24 protein-coding genes are annotated in these 21354 nt (G+C 71.5%); 11 read left to right on the top strand and 13 right to left on the bottom strand.

Going from position 1 to position 21354, the window contains the following annotated elements; genetic code table 11:
- Positions 1-61: 61 nt before the first annotated feature.
- Positions 62-1771 carry an AMP-binding protein gene (locus QP939_RS38940; RefSeq protein WP_285451488.1) on the bottom strand — a complete coding sequence of 570 codons (1710 nt, stop codon included), beginning with the start codon at positions 1769-1771 and terminating at the stop codon, positions 62-64.
- Positions 1772-1790: 19 nt separating this feature from the next.
- Positions 1791-2633, bottom strand: coding sequence for a crotonase/enoyl-CoA hydratase family protein (locus QP939_RS38935; protein ID WP_285451487.1), 843 nt, complete (start codon positions 2631-2633; stop codon positions 1791-1793).
- 136 nt (positions 2634-2769) lie between these two features.
- Here QP939_RS38935 and QP939_RS38930 point away from each other — a divergent pair, with 136 nt between their 5' ends.
- A complete protein-coding gene (locus QP939_RS38930) occupies positions 2770-3648 on the top strand; it encodes an alpha/beta fold hydrolase (protein ID WP_285451486.1) in 879 nt (292 codons plus the stop codon).
- Positions 3649-3679: 31 nt separating this feature from the next.
- Here QP939_RS38930 and cobA read toward each other — a convergent pair whose 3' ends face one another.
- The 5 genes from cobA to rpmB all read right to left on the bottom strand — a co-directional run bounded on the left by cobA (position 3680) and on the right by rpmB (position 5949).
- A complete protein-coding gene (gene cobA / locus QP939_RS38925) occupies positions 3680-4903 on the bottom strand; it encodes a uroporphyrinogen-III C-methyltransferase (protein ID WP_285451485.1) in 1224 nt (407 codons plus the stop codon).
- An 86-nt stretch (positions 4904-4989) separates the two neighbouring features.
- The gene (rpsR, locus tag QP939_RS38920) at positions 4990-5244 is read right to left on the bottom strand and encodes a 30S ribosomal protein S18 (RefSeq protein ID WP_285451484.1); all 255 of its coding nucleotides are present in this window, start codon (positions 5242-5244) and stop codon (positions 4990-4992) included.
- Complete coding sequence (gene rpsN, locus QP939_RS38915; protein ID WP_285451483.1) at positions 5241-5546, bottom strand: 30S ribosomal protein S14; 306 nt, start codon at positions 5544-5546, stop codon at positions 5241-5243. The genes rpsR and rpsN overlap by 4 nt, the downstream gene beginning before the upstream one ends.
- Positions 5546-5713 carry a 50S ribosomal protein L33 gene (gene rpmG / locus QP939_RS38910; protein WP_285451482.1) on the bottom strand — a complete coding sequence of 56 codons (168 nt, stop codon included), beginning with the start codon at positions 5711-5713 and terminating at the stop codon, positions 5546-5548. The genes rpsN and rpmG overlap by 1 nt, the downstream gene beginning before the upstream one ends.
- Positions 5713-5949, bottom strand: a complete 237-nt coding sequence (gene rpmB / locus QP939_RS38905; RefSeq protein WP_285451481.1) for a 50S ribosomal protein L28 — start codon at positions 5947-5949, stop codon at positions 5713-5715. The genes rpmG and rpmB overlap by 1 nt, the downstream gene beginning before the upstream one ends.
- Before the next feature lie 78 nt (positions 5950-6027).
- Between rpmB and mrf the strand changes: the two genes are divergently transcribed.
- From mrf to QP939_RS38865, 8 genes are all read left to right on the top strand, one after another.
- Positions 6028-7278 carry a ribosome hibernation factor-recruiting GTPase MRF gene (gene mrf, locus QP939_RS38900; protein WP_285451480.1) on the top strand — a complete coding sequence of 417 codons (1251 nt, stop codon included), beginning with the start codon at positions 6028-6030 and terminating at the stop codon, positions 7276-7278.
- The gene (locus QP939_RS38895) at positions 7275-7529 is read left to right on the top strand and encodes a type B 50S ribosomal protein L31 (protein WP_285451479.1); all 255 of its coding nucleotides are present in this window, start codon (positions 7275-7277) and stop codon (positions 7527-7529) included. The genes mrf and QP939_RS38895 overlap by 4 nt, the downstream gene beginning before the upstream one ends.
- Positions 7529-7678 carry a 50S ribosomal protein L32 gene (gene rpmF / locus QP939_RS38890; protein WP_285451477.1) on the top strand — a complete coding sequence of 50 codons (150 nt, stop codon included), beginning with the start codon at positions 7529-7531 and terminating at the stop codon, positions 7676-7678. The genes QP939_RS38895 and rpmF overlap by 1 nt, the downstream gene beginning before the upstream one ends.
- Entirely contained in the window at positions 7675-8733 is a 1059-nt protein-coding gene (locus QP939_RS38885; protein ID WP_285451476.1) for a GTP-binding protein, read from the top strand. Before rpmF ends, QP939_RS38885 begins: the two co-directional genes overlap by 4 nt.
- 98 nt (positions 8734-8831) lie before the next feature.
- A complete protein-coding gene (locus QP939_RS38880) occupies positions 8832-9266 on the top strand; it encodes a MarR family winged helix-turn-helix transcriptional regulator (protein ID WP_285451475.1) in 435 nt (144 codons plus the stop codon).
- Positions 9263-10957, top strand: coding sequence for an MFS transporter (locus tag QP939_RS38875; protein WP_285451474.1), 1695 nt, complete (start codon positions 9263-9265; stop codon positions 10955-10957). The genes QP939_RS38880 and QP939_RS38875 overlap by 4 nt, the downstream gene beginning before the upstream one ends.
- Positions 10954-11694: a dienelactone hydrolase family protein gene (locus QP939_RS38870; RefSeq protein WP_285451473.1), complete on the top strand. Its 741-nt coding sequence runs from the start codon at positions 10954-10956 to the stop codon at positions 11692-11694. Before QP939_RS38875 ends, QP939_RS38870 begins: the two co-directional genes overlap by 4 nt.
- A 12-nt stretch (positions 11695-11706) precedes the next feature.
- Entirely contained in the window at positions 11707-11979 is a 273-nt protein-coding gene (locus tag QP939_RS38865; RefSeq protein WP_285451471.1) for a DUF6295 family protein, read from the top strand.
- 43 nt (positions 11980-12022) lie between these two features.
- On the opposite strand, the gene QP939_RS38860 is transcribed toward QP939_RS38865, so the two are convergent.
- The 6 genes from QP939_RS38860 to QP939_RS38835 form a co-directional block, all read right to left on the bottom strand.
- Positions 12023-13432, bottom strand: a complete 1410-nt coding sequence (locus QP939_RS38860) for a pyridoxal phosphate-dependent decarboxylase family protein (RefSeq protein WP_285451470.1) — start codon at positions 13430-13432, stop codon at positions 12023-12025.
- Entirely contained in the window at positions 13419-14732 is a 1314-nt protein-coding gene (locus QP939_RS38855; protein WP_285451469.1) for an MFS transporter, read from the bottom strand. Before QP939_RS38855 ends, QP939_RS38860 begins: the two co-directional genes overlap by 14 nt.
- 34 nt (positions 14733-14766) lie before the next feature.
- Entirely contained in the window at positions 14767-15714 is a 948-nt protein-coding gene (locus QP939_RS38850) for a sphingomyelin phosphodiesterase (RefSeq protein WP_285451468.1), read from the bottom strand.
- Between the two features lie 11 nt (positions 15715-15725).
- Positions 15726-17723, bottom strand: coding sequence for a neutral/alkaline ceramidase (locus QP939_RS38845; RefSeq protein ID WP_285451467.1), 1998 nt, complete (start codon positions 17721-17723; stop codon positions 15726-15728).
- Positions 17724-17811: 88 nt separating this feature from the next.
- On the bottom strand, positions 17812-18837 hold the full coding sequence (locus QP939_RS38840; RefSeq protein WP_285451466.1) for an LLM class F420-dependent oxidoreductase: 1026 nt from the start codon (positions 18835-18837) through the stop codon (positions 17812-17814).
- Positions 18838-18846: 9 nt separating this feature from the next.
- Complete coding sequence (locus QP939_RS38835; RefSeq protein WP_285451465.1) at positions 18847-19773, bottom strand: oxygenase MpaB family protein; 927 nt, start codon at positions 19771-19773, stop codon at positions 18847-18849.
- An 86-nt stretch (positions 19774-19859) separates the two neighbouring features.
- On the opposite strand from QP939_RS38835, the gene QP939_RS38830 reads away from it, so the two are divergent.
- Positions 19860-20450, top strand: a complete 591-nt coding sequence (locus QP939_RS38830; RefSeq protein ID WP_285451464.1) for a TetR/AcrR family transcriptional regulator — start codon at positions 19860-19862, stop codon at positions 20448-20450.
- 55 nt (positions 20451-20505) lie between these two features.
- Positions 20506-21291, top strand: a complete 786-nt coding sequence (locus QP939_RS38825; RefSeq protein ID WP_285451463.1) for an IclR family transcriptional regulator — start codon at positions 20506-20508, stop codon at positions 21289-21291.
- Positions 21292-21354: the final 63 nt, after the last annotated feature.

Below are 21354 nucleotides of genomic sequence, written 5' to 3'. Positions count from 1 at the left end.
ACCGAAGGCCGCCTTGGTTGCGTCTGACGCACCGAAGGCCACATTGGGGCGCTTGGGCCCGTCAGCTCTTGAGGTCGGGGAAGTCCTCCTCGCGGTACTCCGTCGACTCGGCGCGCTTCGGGTCGTTCTCGCGGCCGCGCAGCTCGACGCGGCGGATCTTGCCCGAGATCGTCTTCGGCAGCTCCGCGAACTCCAGCCGCCGGATCCGCTTGTACGGCGCCAGGTGCTCGCGGCAGTACGCGAGGATCGAGCGCGCGGTCTCCGCGTCCGGCGAGAATCCGGACGCCAGCACGACGTACGCCTTGGGCACCGCGAGCCGGATCGGGTCGGGGGCCGGGACGACCGCCGCCTCCGCCACCGCCTCGTGCTCGATCAGGACGCTCTCCAGCTCGAACGGCGAGATCCGGTAGTCCGACGCCTTGAACACGTCGTCCGTGCGCCCGACGTACGTGATGTAGCCGCGCTCGTCGAGCGAACCGACGTCGCCGGTGTGGTAGAAGCCGTTCGCGAAGGCCGCCGACGTGCGCTCGTCGTCGTCCGCGTAGCCGGTCATCAGGCCCACCGGGCGGTGCTGGAGGTCCAGGCAGATCTCGCCCTCGGTCGCGCGCTCGCCGGACACCGGGTCGACCAGGGCCACCACGAACCCGGGCAGCGGGCGGCCCATCGAGCCGGGCACGACGTCCTGGCCGGGCGTGTTGGCGATCTGGACGCTGCTCTCCGTCTGGCCGAAGCCGTCGCGGATGGTGACGCCCCACGCCTTCTCGACCTGGTCGATGACCTCCGGGTTCAGCGGCTCCCCCGCGCCGACGACCTTGCGCGGCGGCGACTTCAGCGCCGTCAGGTCGGCCTGGATGAGCATCCGCCACACCGTCGGCGGCGCGCAGAAGCTCGTCACGCCGCACCGGTCCATCTGGGCCATCAACGCGGTCGCGTCGAACCGGGTGTAGTTGTAGAGGAACACCGTCGCCTCGGCGTTCCACGGCGCGAAGAAGTTGCTCCACGCGTGCTTCGCCCAGCCGGGTGAGGAGATGTTGAGGTGGACGTCGCCGGGCTCCAGCCCGATCCAGTACATCGTCGACAGGTGGCCGACCGGGTAGGAGACGTGCGTGTGCTGCACCAGCTTCGGCTTCGCGGTCGTGCCGGAGGTGAAGTACAGCAGCAGCGGGTCGGCCGCCTTGGTCGGGCCGTCCGGGGCGAACTCCGGCGACTCGGCGAACGCCGTCGCGTACGAGTGCCAGCCCTCGACCGGCTCCCCCACCGCGATCCGCGTGTAGTCGCCCGCGACGCCGTCGAACTTCGGCGCGTCCACCGAGCGGACCACGACGTGCTTGGCCGCGCCGCGCTCCACCCGGTCGGTCAGGTCGGCCGGGCCGAGCAGCGTCGACGCCGGGATGATCACCGCGCCGAGCTTGATCGCGGCGAGGATGGTCTCCCACAGCTCGCCCTGGTTGCCCAGCATCAGGATCAGCCGGTCGCCGCGGCGGACGCCCAGGCCGCGCAGCCAGTTCGCCACCTGGTTGGACCGCCCGGACATCTCCGGGTAGGTCCAGCGGTTCTCGGAGCCGTCCTCCTCGACGATCCACAGCGCAAGCCGCTCGGCGTTGTCGGGGTCGTGCGCGACCACGTCGAACCAGTCGATCGCCCAGTTGAACTCGTCGAACTCCGGCCAGGCGAAGTCGCGGTAGGCCGTCTCGTAGTCCTCGCGGTGGGTCTGCAGGTAGTCCCTGGCCACGCGGAACGCGTGGTGGACTTCCGAAGCGCCGTTGCTCACCCTGCCTCCTCGGGAGTGTCTATTCGCCCTTGAACTCCGGCTTCCGGCGCTCCATGAACGCCTGGACCGCTTCGCCGAGGTCCTTGCTGGGCAGGAACGCCGAGTTCCACGCCGCGACGTACCGGAGGCCGTCGGCGACCTGGCGCTCGGTGTTCGTGGCCAGTACCTGCTTCGTACCCTGCACCACCAGCGGCGGGTTCGCAGCGATCTCCCCCGCGAGTTCCCGCGCGGCCTTCAGCAGGGCGTCCTGGTTCTCGTGGACGTCGTTGACCAAGCCGATCTTCTCGGCGCGGGCGGCGTCGATGTCCTTGCCGGTCAGGGCGAGCTCCCGCAGGTGCCCCTCACCGACGATGGAGGCGAGGCGCTGGAGGCTGCCGAGGTCCGCGACGATGGCGACGCGCACCTCGCGGACGCTGAACTTGGCGTCGGCGCTGGCCAGCCGGACGTCCGCGGCGGCGATGACGTCGACACCCCCGCCGATGCACCAGCCGGAGACGGCCGCGATGACCGGTTTGCGGCATTCCGCGATCGAGCTGACCGCCGCCTGCAGGGAGCGCACCTGGTCGAGGAAGGCCGTGCGCGGGCCGGCGAGGGCGTCGCCGCCCAGCATCGGCGCCCAGTCGCCCATCATCGCCGGCAGGTCGAGGCCGTAGGAGAAGTGCGCGCCGCTGCCGGTCAGCACCACGGCCCTGACCTGCGGGTCGGCGTCCAGCGCGCGGAACACCAGCGGCAGCTCGCGCCAGAAGTCCGGCCCCATCGCGTTGCCCTTCGACGGGCCGAGGAGCGTCACTTCGGCCACGTGGCCTTCGACGTCGACCTTGAGGGAGACGAGGTCGGGCAGACTGTCAGCAGTAGCGGTCATGGGGTCATCTTGACCCATGCCCGCGGCCACCCGCCATTGGCACGTTGTCAATTGACGCCCCCGTCACTGTGCCGACCTGGTCGGGGGATGCTTTCCTGGAACGACTGACGCCACGACGCGGGGAGGACGGTGGGACATGAGCCCGGCCAGCAGTGCGACCGTGATCGAACCGGAGTCCCCGGCGACTCCCGTCCGGCGGGCCTCCCGCCCGATCGAGCTGACCGGCTCGTTCGACCACGAGGGACACCGGCTCTGGTACACGGAGTTCGGCAGCGGCGACCGCGTCGTCGTGCTCACCCACGGGATCATGCTGACCCGCCGGATGCACGCGCCGCTGGCCCGCCGACTGGCCGGCGAGGGCTTCCGCGTCATCACCCTCGACCTGCTCGGCCACGGCGACTCCGACCGCCCCACCGAGTCGTGGCTGTACTCGATGCCCTCGTTCGCCGAGCAGACGCTTGCCCTGCTCGACCACCTCGAGGTGGACTCGGCGGTGATCGGCGGGACGTCCCTCGGCGCGAACGTCTCGCTCGAAGTCGCGGTGCTGGCCCCCGACCGGGTCCGCGGGCTGATCGTCGAGATGCCGGTACTGGACAACGCGATCGTCGCCGGGCTGATCACGTTCGCGCCGCTGCTGATGGCGGCGAGGTTCCTGCCGGTGACGGTGCAGGCGGTGGCGCTGGCGGCATCGCTGGTCCCGCACGGCAACCAGTGGGTCGACGTCGTCACCGACACGCTCTCGCAGCGCCCGGCCCCGATGGCGGCGTTGCTGCACGGCGTGCTGTTCGGCCGGATCGCGCCGCCGAAGGCGGTCCGCCGCAAGATCACCGCGCGAGCGCTGGTGATCGGGCACCAGAACGACCCGATCCACCCGTTCGGCGACGCGGACACCCTGGCCGTGGACATGCCGGACGCGGAGTTCGTCCAGGCCCGCAGCCCGGTCGAGCTGCGCCTCGACCCGACCCGGCTCACCGAGGCGATCCGCGACTTCGCCGCGAGCTGCTACGAAGACTGAGCGGCACGAAGGTCGACGGGCGAGGTCGCCGCTACGGCCGCTCCGGCGCGAGCCCGGCCACCGGGCCGATCACGATGACCGCCGGTGGGCGGACCCCCGATGCCGCCGCGTCGGTGACCACCGTGTCCAGCGTCGAGCGCAGCGTGCGCTGGGTGCGCATCGTGCCGTCCTCCACGATCGCCACCGGGGTGTCCGCCGGGCGGCCGCCGTCCAGGAGGGCCTTCGCGAACTGCGGGAGCCGCTCCACGCCCATCATCAGCACGATCGTGCCGCGCAGGCGGGCCAGGAGCTCCCAGTCGACCAGCGAGCGGTCGTCGCCCGGAGCCACGTGGCCCGATACGACCACCACTTCGTGCGCGACGCCGCGGTGCGTAACCGGGACGTCGGCGACCGCCGGCACCGCGAACGCGCTCGTGATGCCCGGGACCATCGTCACCGGCACGCCCGCCTCGACGCAGGCCAGCACCTCTTCGAAGCCGCGGCCGAACAGGTACGGGTCGCCGCCCTTCAGCCGGACGACGAACTTGCCTTCCTTGGCTTTCTCGATCAACGTCTGGTTGATGACGTCCTGGCTGGCCGCGCGGCCGTAGGGGATCTTCGCCGCGTCGACGATCTCGACCTCGGGCGCGAGCTCGTCCAGCAGCTCGCGGGGGGCCAGCCGGTCGGCGACGACGACGTCCGCGCGGGCCAGGAGCCGTCGGCCGCGGACCGTGATCAGCTCCGGGTCGCCCGGGCCGCCGCCGACCAGGGCCACGCCCGGCAGGGTGCCCTCGGGGTGGGGCTGGCGGCCGTCCTCGATCGTGCCGTTGTGCAGGCCGTCCAGCATCGAGTCGCGGACCGCGGCCGAGCGCAGCGGCTCACCGCCGGAGAGCACGCCGAACAGGAGGCCGCCGTGGCGCCCGGACGCCGGGGTCACCGCCGATCCCGACTCACCCTCGTCGGCGCGGACGCAGAACACCCGCTCGCGCTCGGCCTCGGCGCAGATCGCCGCGTTGACCTCGGGGTCGTTCGTGCAGGCCAGGGCGTACCACGCGTCGCGCAGGTCGCCTTCGGTGTAGCGGCGCTCATGCCAGACCAGCTCGCCCGCGTCCACCATCCCCTGCACCGACGGCGTCGTGTGCGGTGACACCAGTTCGACGCGGGCACCCGCGCTGATCAGCCTGGGCAGCCTGCGCTGGGCCACGGTGCCGCCGCCGAACATCACGACGCGGCGGCCCGTGAGCTGGAGGCCGGAGAGGTAGTGCGGGTCGTCCATGCGCCGGAGTTTATTGGGGGTTCACCGCCGCGCCAGCCCAGCGTGGGTCACGCCACCCGGAGAGGCTTCCGGGTGGCGTGACACCGTCAGCTCGTGCGACCCGACGACGGGTACGGCAGCAGGGCCATCTCCCGCGCGTTCTTGATCGCCGTCGCGACCTGTTTCTGCTGCTGCGGCGTCAAGCCCGTCACGCGGCGGGCGCGGATCTTGCCCCGATCCGAAATGAACTTCCGGAGCAGGTCGACGTCCTTCCAGTCGACAGCCCTGATCCGGTTGGCGTGCAACAGGTTCACCTTGCGCTTGCCCGGGCGGTCCCGGTTCGGCTTCGGCATCCGGATCACCAGCTCGACTTCGACACGCCGGGCAGCTCGCCGTTGTGTGCGGCCTGCCGCATCTTGACCCGCGACAGCCCGAACTTCCGCAGGTAGCCGCGCGGGCGACCGTCGGCGGCGTCCCGGTTGCGGATGCGCGTCGGGCTCGCGTCACGCGGCAGCTTCTGCAGCGCGACCACCGCCGAAGCCTTCTCCTCCGTGGACGAGGACGGCGAGGCGATGACGGCCTTGAGCTCCCGGCGCCGGGCGACGTACCGCGCCGCGATCACCTTCCGCTGCTCGTTCTTGGCGATCTTGGACTTCTTGGCCATCAGCGCTCTTCCTTGAACTCGACGTGCTCGCGCGCGACCGGGTCGTACTTGCGCAGCACCATCCGGTCGGGGTCGTTCCGCCGGTTCTTCTTCGTGACGTACGTGTAGCCGGTCCCCGCGGTGGACCGCAGCTTGATGATCGGCCGGACGTCGGTGCTCTTGGCCATTACAGCTTCACTCCCCTTGCCTTCAGCTCGGCGACGACGGCCTCGATGCCGCGCTTGTCGATCGTCTTCAAGCCCTTGGCGGACACGCGCAGGCGGACCCAGCGGCCCTCGCTCGGCACGAAGTAGCGACGGTTCTGCAGGTTCGGCTCCCAGCGCCGCGAGGTGCGGCGGTGCGAGTGCGAGACCTGCTTGCCGTAGCCCGGCTTGCGGCCGGTGACCTGGCACACGGCGGACACGGACCCTCCCGAGTTGGTAGTGGTTTTCGTTTTCATCTACTCTACGCACCGTACCCCGTCCGTATTCCTGGAGCCCTCGTGACCCCTGATCCCCGCGTCCCGCTCGTCCTCGTGAGCGGCCTCGCCCCGGGCCCGAACGCCACGCTCGCCGAACTGCTGCGGGCCGCCGGGCCCGGCACCGCCGTCGTCCACCACGACCTGCGCGAGATCCACTCCGGTGTGGTCCGGCGCCGCCTGCGGCTGGGCGAGCGCGACGAGCTGACCGTCCTCGAGCTGGCGCACGGCTGCGTGTCCTGCACCCTGCGCGAAGACCTGCTCCCCCTGCTGCGGCACCTCGCGCGGCGGCCCGGGGTGCGGCGGGTCGTCGTCCGGCTCGACGAGGCCATGGAGCCGGAGCCGGTGAGCTGGGCGATCCGCACCGTCCTGGTCGGCGACCACCCGGTGAGCGACGACGTCGACCTGCGCGCGGTGCTCACCGTCGTCGACTGCGCGACCTGGCTCGCCGACGCGACCGGCGACGACGTCCTGGCCGAGCGGAACCTGCAGGCCAGCCCGGAGGACGAGCGCACGGTCGCCCAGGTGGCGCTCTCGCAGGTCGAGTTCGCCGACGTCCTGGTGCTGGCCGGCGCGGCTCCCGACGCGTGGACCGCGGCGAAGGCGTCCGCGGTGCTCGACCGGGTAGCGCCGTCGGTCCCGCGGGTCGAACTGGCCCGGACCGACGGCCACGGCGTGCTCGACGTCGTGCCGGCCGACGCGCGCCGCGGCGAGGTGACCGACATGCACGGCGCGCTGCTGCGCGGCGAGCCGCCACTGCACGTCGACTGCGGCATCGGCCTGGTCACGTTCACCGCGCAGCGGCCGTTCCACCCCGAGCGGCTGCACGACGCGCTGGACGTGCTGCTCGACGGCGTCGTCCGCACCCGCGGGCGCGCCTGGGTGGCGAGCCAGCCCGACGTCGCGTTCTGGATCGAGTCGGCGGGCGGCGGGCTCGGCATCGGCCACGCCGGGCCGTGGCTCGCCGCCCCGGACGGTCCCGAGTGGACGGACGTCTCCCCCGAGCGCCGCACGCTGGCTTCCCTGCGCTGGGACCCGGTGCACGGCGACCGGGCGCAGGAGCTCGTCGTGGTGACGGACCAGACAACGCCCGACGAGATCGACGCGGCCCTGCGCGGCGCTCTGCTGACCGAAGAGGAACTCGCGGCAGGACCCGAGGCGTGGGCGCGCTACCCCGACCCGTTCGGCGACTGGCACGAAGAACCGTGCGAGGACACCGAACCCGACCCGGCGCGGCACGACGCGACCGCGGCGAACCGAAAGGAAGACCAGTGAAGAACGGAATCCACCCCGACTACCACCCCGTCGTGTTCAAGGACTCGTCCACCGGCGACAGTTTCCTGACCCGCTCCACCATCACCTCCGAGAAGACGATCGAGTGGTCCGACGGCCGGACCTACCCGCTCGTCCTGGTCGACATCAGCTCGTGGTCGCACCCGTTCTGGACCGGCACCCAGCGGATCATGGACAGCGCCGGCCAGGTCGAGAAGTTCCACCGCCGTTACGGGAAGCGGGAGAAGCGCTGATGGCCGTCCCGAAGCGCAAGAAGTCGCGCAGCAACACCCGGTCCCGGCGGTCGCAGTGGAAGGCCGCCGCGGTGGACCTGGTCCCGATCAAGGTCGACGGCGAGGTCCAGCTCGTCCCGCGCCGCCTGATGCGGCACTTCCACTCGTGACCGTCCCGGTCACCGTGCTGTCCGGCTTCCTCGGCGCGGGCAAGACGACACTGCTGAACCACATCCTCGCCAACCGGGCGGGGCTGCGGGTGGCGGTGATCGTCAACGACATGAGCGAGGTGAACATCGACGCCGCGCTCGTGCGCTCCCAGGAGCGCCTTGTCGAGCTGACCAACGGGTGCATCTGCTGCACCCTGCGGGAAGACCTGCTCGACGAGGTCGCGGCCTTGTGCGCGGACGACCGGTTCGACCACGTGCTCATCGAGTCGAGCGGGATCTCCGAGCCGATGCCGGTGGCGGCGACGTTCACCTTCCTCGGCGCGGTGGCCCGCCTCGACACGATGGTGACGGTGGTGGACGCGGCGAACTTCGCCCGCGAGCTGGCCGCCGGGGACTCCCTCGCCGAGCGGCGGCTGGACCAGTACGAGGACGACGAGCGGACGGTCAGTGACCTGCTCGTGGACCAGGTCGAGTTCGCCGACGTCCTGCTGCTGAACAAGACCGACCTGGTCCCGGCGCCCGACGTGGACCGCCTGGTGGCGACGTTGCGGCGGCTCAACCCCGCCGCCGACGTCGTCACGGGCAGGTTCGGGAAGGTGCCGCTGGAGCGCGTGTTCGGCACCGGACGCTACGACGCGGAGCGGGCCCAGGAGGCGCCCGGCTGGGTCGCGGAGCTGAACGGCGACCACGTGCCGGAGACCGAGGAGTACGGGATCTCGAGCGTGGTGTTCCGCGCGTCCCGGGCGTTCGACCCGGCGGCGTTGTGGGACTTCGTGACGCGGCGCCTGGACTCCGGCGAGTTCGGGACGGTGTTGCGCTCCAAGGGGTTCTTCGCGCTGACGTCCCGGCCCGGGGTGACCGGGCTGTGGTCGCAGGCGGGCGCGGTGGCGCGGTTCGAGCCGCAGGGGGTCGCCGGAGAACCGCGGCAGGAGCTGGTGTTCATCGGCGTCGACCTCGACGGCGAGGCGCTGCTCGCCGCGTTGCGGGACTGCCTCGGCGAGGTGGCGACCGGGCCAGACCGGTTCCCGGAGTGGGACCCGGTGCACGTCCACTGACCGTCGTGAGTGTTTAGGGCGGTTCTAACCGCCCTAAACACTCACGACCGCTTCGTCCGAGTTGATAAACCCAGGTTTATCAGTCTAGGTTGACGATCGTGACCGACGAGGACCTCCTCCAGGCGAGCACCGATCTGCGCGTCGCCCTCGGGCGTCTGGTCCGGCGGCTGCGGCAGGGCTACGTCGTCGGGGAGCTGACCCTGCCCGAGCGCTCGGTCCTCTCGCGGCTCGACCGGGAAGGCCCGGCCACCCCCGGCTGCCTCGCCGACCTCGAACGCGTGAAACCGCAGGCCATGGGCGTCACCCTGGCCGGGCTGGTGGACCGCGGGCTGGTCGAGCGGCGCAAGGACGACTCCGACGGCCGTAAGGTGCTGATGTCGGTCACCGAAGCCGGGGTCCGGCTGCTGACCGACCGCCGCTCGCGGACGACCCGGCAGATGGCGACGGCGCTGGCCGAGAAGTTCACCGAGGCCGAGCAGCGCGAGCTGATCGCGGCCATCCCGCTGATCGAGCGGCTGGCGGACGAGCTGTGACCGTGACGGCGGCCCCGGCGAGCCGCTACAAGTGGGTCGCGCTGTCCAACACCACGCTCGGCGTGCTGATGTCCGCGCTCGACGGCTCGATCGTCATCATCTCGCTGCCCGCCATCTTCCGCGGCATCGGCCTCGACCCGCTCGCGCCCGGCAACATCGGCTACCTGCTCTGGATGATCCTCGGCTACCTGCTGGTGCAGGCCGTGCTGGTGGTGACGCTGGGACGGCTCGGCGACATGTTCGGCCGGGTCAAGATGTACAACCTCGGCTTCGTCGTCTTCAGCGCCGCGTCGGTGGCATTGTCGTTCGACCCCTTCCACGCCGGCGGCGGCGCGCTGTGGCTGATCGGCTGGCGGATCGTGCAGGCGGTCGGCGGCTCGATGCTCACCGCGAACTCCGCGGCGATCCTCACCGACGCCTTCCCGGCGCGGCAGCGCGGCATGGCGCTGGGCGTCAACCAGATCACCGCGCTGGCCGGGCAGTTCCTCGGCCTGGTCGTCGGCGGGCTGCTCGCCGAGATCGACTGGCGCGCGGTGTTCTGGGTGAGCGTGCCGTTCGGGCTGCTCGGCACGATCTGGTCGATCCGCAGCCTCCGCGAGGTCGGCACGCCGAGCCGCGCCAAGATCGACTGGGGCGGCAACGTCACCTTCGCCGCGGGCACCGCGGTCCTGCTCGCCGCGATCACCTACGGCATCCAGCCGTACGGCGGCGCCGCGACCGGCTGGGGCAACCCGCTGGTGCTCGGCGGCATCGGCGCGGGTGTCCTGCTGCTGGCGCTCTTCGGCGTCATCGAGACGCGCGTCGCCGCCCCGATGTTCCAGCTTTCCCTGTTCAAGATCCGCGCGTTCGCCGCGGGCAACGTCGCCGCGTTGCTCACCTCGGTGGCTCGTGGTGGCATGCAGTTCATGCTCATCATCTGGCTGCAGGGGATCTGGCTGCCCCTGCACGGCTACGACTACGAGCGGACCCCGCTGTGGGCGGGCATCTACCTGCTGCCGCTGACCGTCGGGTTCCTGGTCGCCGGGCCGGTGTCGGGCTACCTCTCCGACCGGTTCGGGGCGCGGCTGTTCTCCACCGGCGGGCTCCTGCTGGTCGCGGCGGCGTTCCTCGGGCTGCTCGCGCTGCCGGTGGACTTCCCCTACCCCGTGTTCGCCGCGCTGCTCGTGGTCAGCGGGATCGGCCAGGGCATGTTCTCCGCGCCGAACACCTCGGCGATCATGAGCAGCGTCCCGACCGCGCAGCGCGGGGTCGCCTCCGGCATGCGGGCGACGTTCCAGAACTCCGGGACGTCGCTGTCGATCGGCGTGTTCTTCTCGCTGATGATCGCCGGGCTCGCGTCGTCGCTGCCGCAGACGCTCACGAGCGGCCTGCAAGCCCACGGCGTCCCGGCCTCCGTCGCCGACGGCGTCGCCCAGCTGCCGCCGGTGAGCACGCTGTTCGCCGCGTTCCTGGGCAGCAACCCGGTCGGGCACCTGCTCGGCCCGGGCGTCCTGGCCGGGCTGCACCCGGCCGACCGGGCGGAGCTCACCGGTGGCGAGTTCTTCCCGCGGCTGGTTTCCGGACCGTTCCACCACGGCCTCGTCGTCGTGTTCACCGCGGCCGCCGTGATGGCCGTCGTCGCCGCGGTGGCCTCCGCCTCGCGCGGCAAGCGCTACTTCCACACCCCCGAGGGAACGAAGGAGAACCGATGACCGACGAGATCGTCGCCGGGACCGTCAGCATCAGCGGCCACGGCGGGGACGAGCTCGAGGCCTACCTGGCCAAGCCGACCGACGCGACCCCGCGCGGCGGCGTGGTGGTGATCCACCACATGCCCGGCTACGACGCGGCGACGAAGGAGATCGTGCGCCGCTTCGCCGTCGAGGGCTACAACGCGCTCTGCCCCAACCTGTACACGCGCGAGGCGCCGGGAGCGGACTCGGACGACGCGGCCGCGACGGTCCGCGCGCTGGGCGGCGTCCCCGACGACCGGCTCGTCGGCGACGTCTCCGGGGCCGCGGACTACCTGCGCGCGCTGGAGAACGCGAACGGCCGGATCGGCGTGATCGGGTACTGCTCGGGCGGGCGCCAGGCGTTCCTGTCCGCCTGCTCCCTGGACCTCGACGCGGCGGTCGACTGCTACGGCGCCTTCGTCGTCAACGACCCGCCGGAGGCCATGAAGCAGATGAAGCCGCTGCTGGGGCTGGCCCCGCAGCTGTCGTGCCCGCTGCTGGGCATCTTCGGTGCCGAGGACCAGTTCCCGAGCCCGGACGAGGTGGCCGTGCTGGCGGCCGAGCTGGAGAAGCTGGGCAAGAAGCACGAGTTCCACACGTACGCGGGCGCGGGCCACGCGTTCTTCGCGGTCGACCGCCCGAGCTTCCGGCCGGAAGCCGCCAAGGACGGCTGGGACCGCATCCTCGACTTCTACTCCCGCACGCTCACCGCCTGAGAGGACCGCACCATGTGCACTTACCTGACGGAGAAGTTCACGCTCGAAGGGAGCGGCAAGGGTGCGCGCGGCTGGTTCCGGCTGAGCGAAGGCACCGTGTACGTCGACCACCCGGTCCACGCGCCGTACGCGCACACGGTGAACATCGACTTCCGCAACCCGGAGCTGGGCGCTTCGGCGAGGGTCGCGCTCGAACTCACCGAAGAAGACGCGCTGGCCCTCGCCGACGCGATCCACGCGGCGGTCAAGTCCGCCCCCGCGGGCCTGGCTTCCCGCAACCAGTGAGGCGGTCGTGAGTGGCGATTCGGGTTCTAACCCGAATCGCCACTCACGACGGGGTGTAGAGCGCGCCGAGGAACTCCAGGAGGAGGCGTTCGCGCAGGGGCGCCGGCGCCGTCGCGAGGAGGGCGTTGATCGGGGCCATGCGGTCGGGGAGGCCAGAAGCGCCGCCGAGGCCCGCCGCCGCCAGCAGGCCCGCGAACTGTTCCGGCGTCAGCGTCGCCGGATCCAGGGCCGCGACGAACTCGGCCACCGCCGGGTCGACGACCACCGGGCCCGCCGCGCGCGCCGCGTCCACTGAGGCCGCCAAGTCGGCCAGGAACTCCTTCTCGCTGCCGTGGTTGGCCGCCGTCACCGTCAGGTGCAGGTTCACCGGGGACGACAGGTGCGCGAACTGCGGCTGGACGTACCAGCCGCGTGCCTTCATCTCGTCGGCCACGGTGAACAGGTCGAAACCGTCGTCGCCGGTGAACGCGATCAGCGTCGAGATCGGGTCGCCCAGTACCCGCAGGCCGTCGATCTCCGTGATGCCGGAGCGGATCCGGGAAACCGCTTCCCGGGTCGACGCCGCCAGCTGGAGGTAGCCGTCCGGACCGAGGTGGTTCACCACCGCCCAGGCCGCCGCGAGCGGGCCGCCCGAGCGCGTGCTCTGGATCGTCGTGTTCAGCATCGTGTACCCGGGCCACGAGGCGCTCGCGAAGTAGTGCGAACGCCGCAGCTCGGCCGATGCGTGCAGCAGCACCGACGTCCCCTTCGGGCAGTACGCGTACTTGTGCAGGTCCACCGAGATGCTCGTGACGCCGGGAACGCGGAAGTCGAACGGCGGGACGTCGGCGCCCAGCCGCGCGAAGTACGGCAGCACCCAGCCACCGATGCAGGCGTCGACGTGCATCCGGACGCCCCGCTCGCGGGCCGCCGCCGCGACCTCCGGGATCGGGTCGAGCACACCGTGCGCGTAGGACGGCGCGCTCGCCACCACCAGGACCGTCGAGTCGTCGATCGCCGCGGCCATCGCCGCCGGGTCGGCGCGGAACGTCACCGGGTCGACCGGGACGTCGATCCGGCGCAGCCCGAACAGGTGCGCGGCCTTGTGGAACGCCGCGTGCGCGGTGGTCGGCAGCACGATCGACGGCGCGGGCCGGTCGTCGCGCGCGGCGAGCACGGCCAGCAGGCACGACTCCGTCCCGCCCGAGGTCACCGCCCCGACCACGCCCGGGACGCCGCCGAGCAGGCTCGCGGCCTCGGCCACGAGGTCGTTCTCCATCTGCAGCAGGCTGGGGAACGCCGTCGGGTCGAGGCCGTTGGCCGACGACGCCAGCGCGTGCGCCGCCGCGCCGAGGGAGTCCACTTCGGACAGTCCGCTGTCGTAGACGTAGGCCAGGGTGCGGCCGCCGTGCGTCGGCAGGTCGCCCGCGCGCAGCTCGCGCAGCGCGGCGAGGACGTCCTCAGGCGGGTTCATGACGCGGCTCCAGCACCGAGCGCCGCAGCAGCGGCAGGGCCAAGGCGATCAGCACGCCGGGGATGACCGACGCCCCGATCAGGATCGCCAGGATCGCGCTGTGCGGCTGGTTCGCCGTCGCGTCCGTGCTCGACACGTACCCGCCGACGGCGAGGATCAAAGCCCACAGTCCGCCGCCGAACGCCAGCCCGAGCGTCTCCCCCGCCGTCCACACACCGGCCGCGATCCCCGCGCGGGTCTCGCCGGTGCGCTCCTCCTCGGCCGTGATCAGGTCGGGCAGGATCGCCAGCGGGAACACCGAAATCCCGGCGTACCCGACCCCGCACAGCGCCACGAACACGAAGGACACGACCAGCGGCAGCTCCCGGGCGAAGACCAGCCCGAGCAGCCCGATCGCGAACGCCGCGGTGGCCAGCCGGAAACCGTTGAGCTTGCCGACGCGGTCGCCCAGCCGGGGCCACAGCGGCATGGTGACCAGCGCCGGGCCGACGAAGATGACGAACAGGATCGTGCCGTAGCCCTCGTCGCCGAGGATGCGCTGGGCGAAGAACGGGATCGCGGCGAGCACCGTGCCGATCCCGAGCGCCTGGATGAAGTACGTGCCGAGCAGCCACCGGAACGGCCGCCACGCGGTGAGCGTCCGCACCAGCTCCTTGAGGCTCACCGTGTTGGGCCGCAGCGAGCCGACCGGGGCGTCCTTCAGCCCGAAGTACACCAGCAGCGTCGCGGCCAGCACGATCAGCCCGATCACCACGGCCATGATCCGGTAGCCTGCGACCCCGCCGATCCCCGTGCTGATCGCCGGGGCGCCGCCACCGCAGACCAGGATCGTCACGGCCAGCACGCCGATCCGGACGCTGGTGAGCTTCGTGCGCTCGGTCGCGTCTTCGGTCAGTTCCGCGGGCAGCGCGTTGAACGGCACCTGGAACAACGCGTACGCCGTGGCGCAGGCGGCGAACGCGATCGCCACGTAGAGCGCGTCCGGCAGCGGGTCGCCGAAGCCGGGGTGGGCGAACATCGCCGCGAACAGGATGGCCACGCCGATGCCGCCGATCAGCAGGAAGCGGCGGCGGCTGCCGGTCTTGAGCAGGTCGGCGTCGGACAGCCGGCCGGCGACCGGGTTGAACAGCACGTCCCAGGCCTTGGGCACGAACACGATCGCGGCGGCCCAGCCCGCCGGCACCGCCATGGTGTCGGTCAGGTACTTGACGAGCACGAGGCCGGGGACCGTGCCGAAGGACCCGGTGACGAACGAGCCGAGCGAATAGCGGAACCTCGTCCGGCCGGACAGCGTCGCCATGGTCCTCCTCGCAGAGCGGATCCCGATGAGGCGATCAGTAGTGGATCTCGGCCCGCACCGGGTAGTGGTCGGAGGGAATCGTGCCACCGTCGTAATGCACCAGCCGTACCGGGCCGACCTCGGCGCGTCGCAGCGAGCCGACGTAGTCCAGCGAGTCGCGGTAGCCGGCCGGGACGGACTTCGCCGCGTTCGGGTTGGTCGCCGCGTCGAAGGTGTACTCCCCCGCGCCCGTGGTCTCGAGCGTGCCGCCGAGTGCCGCCTCGCCCTGTTCCGCCTGGGTGCGGCCCGCCGCGTCCCGGCGGTCCTGCCCGGCCCAGTACTCGATGTTGAGATCACCGGCGACGGCCACCGCGTCACCGTCCGGGACGTGGGCGGCGGCGAGATCGCGCAGTTCGCGCAGCTGCGCCATCCGGATGTCGTGGGCCTTCGGCAGGGTTTCGGGTCCTTCGTCGGCCTGCAGGTGCGTGCCCGCGAGCCAGAGCGCCTTGCCGTGCGCGAAGATCCGGACCAGCGCGGCGCCCTTGTTCGAGAGGTAGTCCGCGGTCCCGGAGTACGAGTTGCGGTAGACGAGCTGGTGCTTTTCGGTGATCGGGTACTTGCTGAGCACCGTGACGCCGCCGTTGACGACGAACGGCGAGTTCGAGCAGTTCCCCGCGATGGACGTCCAGCCCGGCGACGTCGAGCAGTACTGCCCGACCAGCGGCGTCTGGAAGGGGTAGGCGTCGGCGAGCCGGTCGCGCAGGTCTTCGGCCTGGTCGCTGAAGGCCTCTTCGAGCACGACGACGTCGGTGTCCTGGGCGCGGATGACGGATTCGGCGGCTTGCGCCCTGGCCTGCTTGTCGGCCGTGTCCGGGTTGGCGATCCACGGCAGCTGCCAGAGGTTGAAGCTGAGCACGCTCACCGCGGCTTCACCGGCCCGCGCGGGCGCGGCCAGGAGGCTGAGGGCGGTGACGGCGGCGGCGAGAATGGCGGTCCTGCGCACGCGGGGTCCTTTCATGAGACGAGGAAGGCGCGGGAAGTCCCGCTCAGCTGGGCGATGGCACCGGTGAGGCCGTGCTTCCACGCTCCGAAGTGGACGACGCGGTACTTGCCAGCCGGGGTGTTCGCGGGGATGTCCCAGGTGACCTCGGCGCGGGACTCGCTCACGAACGTCCGCGTCCAGCGGAACTTCGTGGCCCAGTCGCCGTCGTCGGCGTGGCGGATCCAGCGGCCGTCGGCGTAGCGCTGGACCTCCAGGAAGGTTCCGTCGCGGCGCAGGTCGTTCTTCGGGTGTCCGGTCACGAACGCGACCGACACCCGCTCGCCGCGCCGGTAGCTGCTCTGCGCATCGGTGACGACGTCGCCGAAGCTCTTCAGCAGAGGCGCGCTGTCGAACACCACACCGGGTTGGAAGTTGACGAGCTTGCCGCGCAGGTCGCGCGGCACCGGCCCGTGCGGCACCGGAGAGCCCGCCTTCATCGCGGCCGCGAGCTTCGCGAACTCCTGCTGGTAGGCCGGGAGCGTGTAGCGGCCGAAGAGCGTCGACGCGCCTTCGTACTGCTGCGAGTCGTACTCCTCCGGCGTCGTGACGTACTGGCTGTAGGCGTTCGCGTAGCCCTGCATGAGGACGTTCTCGAGCGGCACGCCCAGCGTCTCGGCCACCGTGCGCCGGATCCGCAGCCCGGCGACGATCGTGTACTCCGCGGGCCCGGCGACCAGGTGCAGGTGTCCGATCCGGATGATCTGCAGCGGCAGCACCTCGGGCGCCCACGGGTACGGCTGCATCGCCCCGAACGGCACCGCGACGACCTTCGGCGCCTGCGCGTCGGCCAGCGCCTGCGGGATCGGCGCGTCGATGCCGCCGAGCCAGTCGATGAACGGGTTCTTCACGCCCTCGGGCAGCGGAAGGCCGGGCCCGTCTTCGGTGCTGCCCGCCAGCATCGAGACGCCGATCGCGGCGGTGCAGGTCCGGTGCGGACGGCCGTCCGGGGTGAACCGGCCGTCGACGTCGACGGCGGACATGTCCACGTAGCACATCCGGTGGTCGACCCCGCCGGTGATCGGCTCGCTCGCGGCGTCGAACGCGCGTTTCGCCGCCTGGAACTGGAGTTCGCCGATCCGCCGCGTGTTCTCGAACTCCGTCTCGGGCGTGCCGGGCTTCAGGTCCAGGTTCGGCGTCATGTCGCCGGAGTTGGTCTGCGCGAAGGCGGCGACGAACCCGGGCGGGCCGTCGAGGTAACGGACGCCCGCGTGGTCGTGCTCCCACGCGTAGGCCGCGTACCCCTTGTTGTCGCTGCTGATCAGGTGGTTGCCGTTGCTCATCGACGTGCCGTGCGTCGCGAACCAGGTGATGGCGCCGACGTCCTTGCCGCCGCGGCGGAACCGCAGCACGGTGACGGCGGGGTCGATGGCGAGCGGGAAGTGGTCCTTGTCGGGGTTGCGTTCGAAGGCGACCCGCGACCGGTTGGCGCTGGCCTCGGTCAGCTCGGTGCGGCCCACTGCGAGCTCGCCCGGCGCCAGGTCGTCGTGGGCGCGGGTGATGGCGTCGACGACCCCGGCGACGACAGCGTCGTAGGTCTGCTGCTGGAAGCCGAGGATCGACAGGTCGTAGGCCGCGTAGTGCGAGTCGCCGCCGCACGCCGAGTGCGTGTGGGTCGCGTTGAGCAGGACGTTCTGCTCGGTGTAGCGGTCTCCGTAGCGCGTGGCGAGCTCCCGCAGGACGCCCTGGTGCACGGACTGGAAGAGAGCACCCAGCTCCGCGGTGACGAAGACGATCCGCCGGGTGCCGTCGTCGACGATGTAGGCGCGGGCCCGGGTGCGCAGGTGGATGCCCGCGGTCTGCTGCTGCGGCATCGAGTAGCCCATCATGCCGTTCTCGGCGGCGGGTCCGGTGACGTCGCCGATCCCGACGCCGACGCGCAGCCCGGTCGCGGCGGCCGCGGGTCTCCCGGCGACGGCGGCGAACGGCAGCGCGGTGGCTCCGGCCAGGACGGTACGACGACTCACCCGCATGCGGTCTCCCGACTAACGTGAACGACATTCGCGTTAGTCGGGGACCGTACGTGACGGGCGCCACCCGGGCAACCCGACGAAAGTGCCGTCAGCCGAGCGCGTCGGCGATCTTCGTCAACGTCGCCGCGTCCCCGCGCAGGAGCAGCTGGGTGACGACGGTTTCCTCCCACGCCCGCAGCTCGTCGCGGATCTTCTCCGGCGGCCCGATCAGCGACGTGTCCTCCACCAGCGACGTCGGGATCGCGGCCGTCGCCTCGTCCTTGCGCCCGGCCAGGTACAGCTCCTGGACCTTGTCGGCGACGTCTTCGTAGCCGAGCCGGGCGAAGACGTCGTGGTGGAAGTTGACGCTCTTCGCGCCCATCCCGCCGATGTAGAGCGCCAGCGACGGCTTGATCCACGAGGCCGCCTCCTCGACGTCGTCGTGGACGATCACCGGGAGCGAGCACGGGACCTCGAAGGTCTCCAGCGTGTGCCGCGCCCCCGGCCGCGCGAAGCCCTCCTCCAGCGCGGCCTTGTAGAAGTCGTTGCTCTTCGGCGAAAAGAACAGCGGCAGCCAGCCGTCGCCGATCTCGGCCGACAGGGCGACGTTCTTCGGGCCCTCCGCGGCCAGGTAGATGGGGATCTCCTTGCGCAGCGGGTGGACCGTCGGCTTCAGGGCCTTCCCGAGCCCGGTGCCGCCCTTGAGCGGCAGCTGGAAGTGGTCGCCGTCGAGGGTCACCGGGGCTTCGCGGGCGATCACCTGGCGGACGATGTCCACGTACTCCCGCGTCCGGGCCAGCGGCTTCGGGTACGGCTGCCCGTACCAGCCCTCGACCACCTGGGGTCCGGACGCGCCCAGCCCGAGCACCATCCGGCCGCCCGAGAGGTGGTCCAGCGTCATCGCGCTCATCGCCGTCGCCGTCGGGGTGCGCGCGGCCATCTGGACGATGTTCGTGCCGAGCCGGATCCGGCTGGTGGACGCGCCGTACCAGGCCAGCGGCGTGAACGCGTCCGAGCCGTACGCCTCCGCCGTCCACACCGAGTCGAAGCCCAGCTCTTCGGCCTTGACCACGGCCTCCAGCGTGCCCGGGGTCGGGCCGGCGCCCCAGTACCCGACGTGGAATCCCAGCTTCACGAATGCCTCCTAGACGTTCGGCGCGTAGTGCTCCGGCTTGCCCCGCTCGGACAGCGGCGGCAGGTTCCTGCGTGGAGTCTCGACCAAGGGCGCGTCCGGAGCCACCTCGCCGCGCACGCGACGCCAGCCGGCGCGGGCCCGCGGGTGGTAGCGGCGGTCGTGCGGGACGAGCTTGAACACGGTGTTGATCAGCTTGCCGACGCGCCGGTGCCGGCGGGCGTCGCGCTCGGTCCAGCGGAAGCCGAGCAGGTCGCGGACCTCGCGGTCGTAGAGGCCGATGGTCAGCCAGCGGAAGTTCTTCGCGACCAGCGCGCTCACCGGCCGCCAGAGCGCGTCCGGCAGCCAGGGCAGGAACGGCGGCTTCGCGATGCCCCGCAGGTCGAGGACGTCCCTGGTCGCCTTGTTGTCCTCCAGGACCTCGGCGCACATGTGCTTCCAGTAGCGCTGGAAGTCCTCCCAGCTCTCCGGTACCGGCCGCATGGTCATGTCGTACATCCGCCACCACGTGACGTGCTCGTCGAACAGCTTCCGCTTCTCGGCTTCGCCGATGCCGCCCATGAAGTGGTCGGCGATGAGGATCGTGCTCACGAAGAACGTCGAGTGCGCCCAGTAGTAGGTGTCCGGGTCGAGTGCGTGATAGCGCCGTCCCTGGGCGTCGACGCCCTTGATGCGGTCGTGGTAGCCGCGGACCTCGAGAGCGGTCTGGTGCGCGCGCGGGCCGTCGTAGACGACGCCGCCGATCGGGTAGAGCGAGCGGAACAGCCGCTGCCAGCGCTCCTCGAAGAACCGTGAGTGCTGCTCGACGCCGGCGCCGAGGCCCGGGTGCATGTTCTGCATCGACCCGGCCCACAGGGCGATGAGCAGGCCGCGCCAGTCGCCGAAGTACTTCCACGTCAGCGAGTCGGGGCCCAGCGGTTCGGGTGCTTCCCTGCTCATCGGCGCGCTCCTCGTCGAGTCCGAACTGACTACGGCTGTTGTCAGGCTAGGATCTGACAACAGTTGTAGTCAACCGAGGAGTGACCATGCCGGGCCGCACGTGGGCGGGCACGACCCTGGACGACCGGAAGGCGGCACGCCGCGAACAGCTCGTCTCCGCCGGGCTGGAGCTGCTGGGCACCGAGGGGTCGGCGGGCACGAGCGTGCGCGCGGTGTGCCGCCACGCCAAGCTCACCGAGCGCTACTTCTACGAGAGCTTCGCCGACCGCGAAGAGCTCGTCGCGGCGGTATACGAGCACGTCGGCGAGCAGGCGCGGCAGGCGCTGGTCGACGCGGTCCGGGACGCGCCGAACCCGACGCTGCGGGCCGAGCACGCCGTGCGCGCGTTCGTCGAGCTGATCGTCGACGACCCACGCAAGGGCCGGGTCCTGCTGCTCGCCCCGCTGACCGACCCCGCGCTGACCCGCCGCGGCCTGCACCTGCTGCCGGTGTTCGCGGCCCTGGTCGGCGAGCAACTGTCGCACGGCGACGAGACCGAGCGGCAGATGGTCGCGGTCGGACTGGTCGGCGCGCTGAGCAACGTCTTCATCGCCTACCTCGACGGCTCGCTGAAGGTTTCGCGCGAGCGCCTGGTCGCGCACTGCGTCAAGCTCGTCCTCGGCGCCGACGACCACTGACCCACCTCCTGCCGACCGGGTGACACTCGCGCGGCGGATCGGGCACACTCAACCCATGCGTACCGCTGGGCGGAACGACGGCGCGAGCGGCGACGGCCTCGTCGCGGCCCGGCTCGCCGCGCTCCTCGAGGCCTTCCGACCGGGTGACGAGACCCTCGGCGTCTCCGAGCTGGCCCGCCGCACCGGCCTGGCGAAGACGACCGTCCACCGGCTCGTCGGCCACCTCACCGACACCGGCCTGCTCGAACGCGAGGACAGCGCGGTGCGGCTGGGCCTGCGGCTGTTCGAAATCGGCCAGCTGGCCTCGCCCCGGCGCGGGCTCGTCGAGGCGGCCCGGCCGTACCTCGCCGACCTGCGCGAGGCGACGCGCAACACCGTCCACCTCGCGATCCTCGAAGGCACCGAAGTCGTCTACCTCGACGTGCTGCGCGGGCCGGACGCGCCGACGCTGCCCTCGCGCATCGGCGGCCGCTTTCCCGCGCACGCCACCGGCGTCGGCAAGGCGATCCTGGCGTTTTCCGCGGAATCCGTGGTGAACCAGGTGGTCGACGCCGGATTGCCGCGGATGAGCCCCAAGACGATCACGGCACCCGGCCTGCTCCGGCGTCAGCTCACCCGGATCCGGGAAGACGGGATCGCCTTGGAGCGCGAGGAATCCGGCGTCGGCGTCGTGTGCGCGGCCAGCCCGCTGCTCGACGCGCGCGGGGTCGCGGTCGCCGCCGTCTCGATTTCCGGCTGGGCCAACCGGATGCGGACCGAACGGGTCGCCCCCGCCGTCCGGACGGTCGCGCTCGCGTTGACCCGCACACTCTCCGGATCCACTCCGGACGGTCGGAAATAATCTTGCGGGACAACGCTTTCCCCGCCGCTGAGCCGTCCGGCTGACCCGTGCCGGACCGGGGCG

Source organism: Amycolatopsis nalaikhensis, from assembly GCF_030264295.1.
Lineage (GTDB): Bacteria > Actinomycetota > Actinomycetes > Mycobacteriales > Pseudonocardiaceae > Amycolatopsis > Amycolatopsis nalaikhensis.
The sequence above is the reverse complement of the archived record's forward strand: the minus strand, read 5'-3'. Positions and strand labels throughout refer to the sequence as shown.